Origin of the sequence: Corynebacterium sp. HMSC30G07, assembly GCF_001806945.1 — a bacterium.
Taxonomy (GTDB): domain Bacteria; phylum Actinomycetota; class Actinomycetes; order Mycobacteriales; family Mycobacteriaceae; genus Corynebacterium; species Corynebacterium riegelii.
Window position 1 is genome coordinate 1 of record NZ_KV786469.1, and the last position, 2,180, is coordinate 2,180.

General features: G+C 60.3%; 2 protein-coding genes. Both read right to left on the bottom strand.

Features of this window, described 5'->3' with window-relative positions; all coding sequences use genetic code 11:
- Window positions 1-56: 56 nt before the first annotated feature.
- Window positions 57-1,088 (bottom strand): ATP-grasp domain-containing protein, encoded by a 1,032-nt coding sequence (locus HMPREF3104_RS07770; RefSeq protein ID WP_070495068.1) that lies wholly within the window; start codon window positions 1,086-1,088, stop codon window positions 57-59.
- 123 nt (window positions 1,089-1,211) lie between these two features.
- Window positions 1,212-2,180, bottom strand: a 969-nt coding sequence (locus HMPREF3104_RS07775; RefSeq protein WP_210386494.1) for a YPDG domain-containing protein, incomplete at its 5' end; no start/stop codon positions are given.

Below are 2,180 nucleotides of genomic sequence, written 5' to 3' on the forward strand. Positions count from 1 at the left end.
CCCCATAACGGGGGCACTTCTGGTGGGCCGAAGGGCCAACGGCAGGCCCTCGAAGGTTAGCTTAAAGCTTCCTGTGCGCGGTGTCGCGCTTCCTCGATGGTGTCCGCAGTCGCGTGGGCGGCCACGGCGCCGTCGAGCACTTGGACGCGGGTTTCATCTACCGACAGCGCCTTCGCCAACAATGTGGGATCACCCAGGCGGTATTTGAGGTGGGAGGCGCCGGGGGAGGTCAACGTGACGTCGATAGGCAAAAGCAACGAGGCGCGCGCGAAGAGTTCACACTGATCGAAACGCTGTGTTGCACACGTGAGCAGGCCGTCCATGCCTGGCAGGGGCGTGGCCTGGGAGAAGTACACCTCTTCCCCATCCACGAAAAGCTCGATGGCGAACAGGCCGTGCCCACCCAACGCGCCGGTGATGCGGGCAGCGATGGAGCGTGCATTGTCACGCGCAGCTTCCGTAAGCGGTGCAGGCTGCCAGGACTCTACAAGCCTGGCCCCCTCATGACGTGTACCGATCGGCTCACAGAACCACGTGGCCAACTGGCCCGTCTTCGGATCAATGGAACGGACCGTGAGGATGGTGACCTCATAATCAAACTCGATATAGCGCTCCACCATCACCTCACGGTTGCCAAACGGGTGGTTGAGTTCTTCTGTGGTGGTGGCCACGTGCTGGCCGCGGCCCTTCGTGGGTTTGAGAATCAGCGGGAAACCGATTTCTTCTGCCGCCTGTTCGATTTCTTCTTTGGTGGTGGCCAGTTTGTACGCCAGCGTTGGTAGGCCGAGTTCTTCGCTTGCCTTGGTGCGAAGGGCCTCGCGGTCCGTGGCTAGTTCACATGCGTGACTGGAGGGGACGACGCGGGTTTCTTGCTGCTCAAGCTGTTCAAGAGTTTCGAGCGTTTCGGCGTCCAGCACCTGTTCTTCCGCCACCGCGATGAGTGACGGGCGGTTATCCGGGTGCGTGTTCAGGATTTCTGTGAGCGCCTGCGGGGTATCGATCGTGGGCCAGAAGCCGAGCTGACGGTAGGCCTCTGCAAGCTGGTAAGCGACCGGGCCCTTGCCCAGAACCAGGATCCGGTTATTCATGGGTGTTGATTATTGCACCTGTAGGTGTGTGGGTGGATATTGAAACTCGGGGTGTTGGGCAGACGAAACCCCGGCGCTTTGGCGTTTTGGTTACCTTATTGCGCCGGGGTTTATGGCCTGTAGTTAGTTGCTGGTGTTGTCCTTCTTCGAGGACAACTCATACTCCTTGCCGGAAGAGCCCTTCAGCTTCAGGTCTTCCACCGTGACGTCCGTGGTGCCATCCGGCACGCAGTTCTTGTAGATCATGGTGCCGGTCAGGATGCCAGCAGTGATCAACGCGAGGCTGGTGACCACCGTGAACAGATCCGCGCCAACAGACTTCAGGCGGGCGTTGATTTCCGCCACCTGGCTGGCCATCTGCGGGTTGTACACGCCGATCTGCTGCTGGATCTGGGAGTTCACCTGCTCCAGACGCGCAGACAGCTCATTCGCGATCGGCGTCAGGCCCGGCACATCAACCTGGGAAGCCAGGCCAAGTGGCAGCAGCGCGATCATTGGAAGACCGAAGCCGAGGGCGCTGGCGATGCACTTGCCAGTATCGATCTCCGGTTTGTCACGGTCTCCCACGTTCGGCTGCTCGACTGTGACGGTTACCTCGACGTTGTCCTTAGAGCCATCCGGGTAGGTGACAACGACCGGAACGGTGATCTTGTCGCCAGGCTTCGCATCCTCCGGGATGGTAACGGTGATCTCACCGGTGTTCTCGTCGACCTTCACACCATCGGGTGCGTTGTCACCCGGGGTAAACGTCGTGCCGTCCGGAGCCGTGGTGTTGTTACCGTCCTTGTCCTTGAAGTCAGGCTTGTCGATTGTGACATCCTCACCAGGCTTACCGGAGCCGTCCTCGTAGCCAGGCTCGTAGTTCTCGTTGTCCTTCGTCGGCGGGGTATCCGGCTGCTCCACCGTAACAGTCACATCAACGTTGTCCTTAGAGCCATCCGGGTAGGTGACAACGACCGGAACGGTGATCTTGTCACCCGGCTTCGCGTCCTCCGGGATGGTGACGGTGATCTCGCCGGTGTTCTCGTTGACCTTGACACCGTCGGGCGCATTGTCACCCGGGGTAAACGTCGTGCCGTCCGGAGCCGTGGT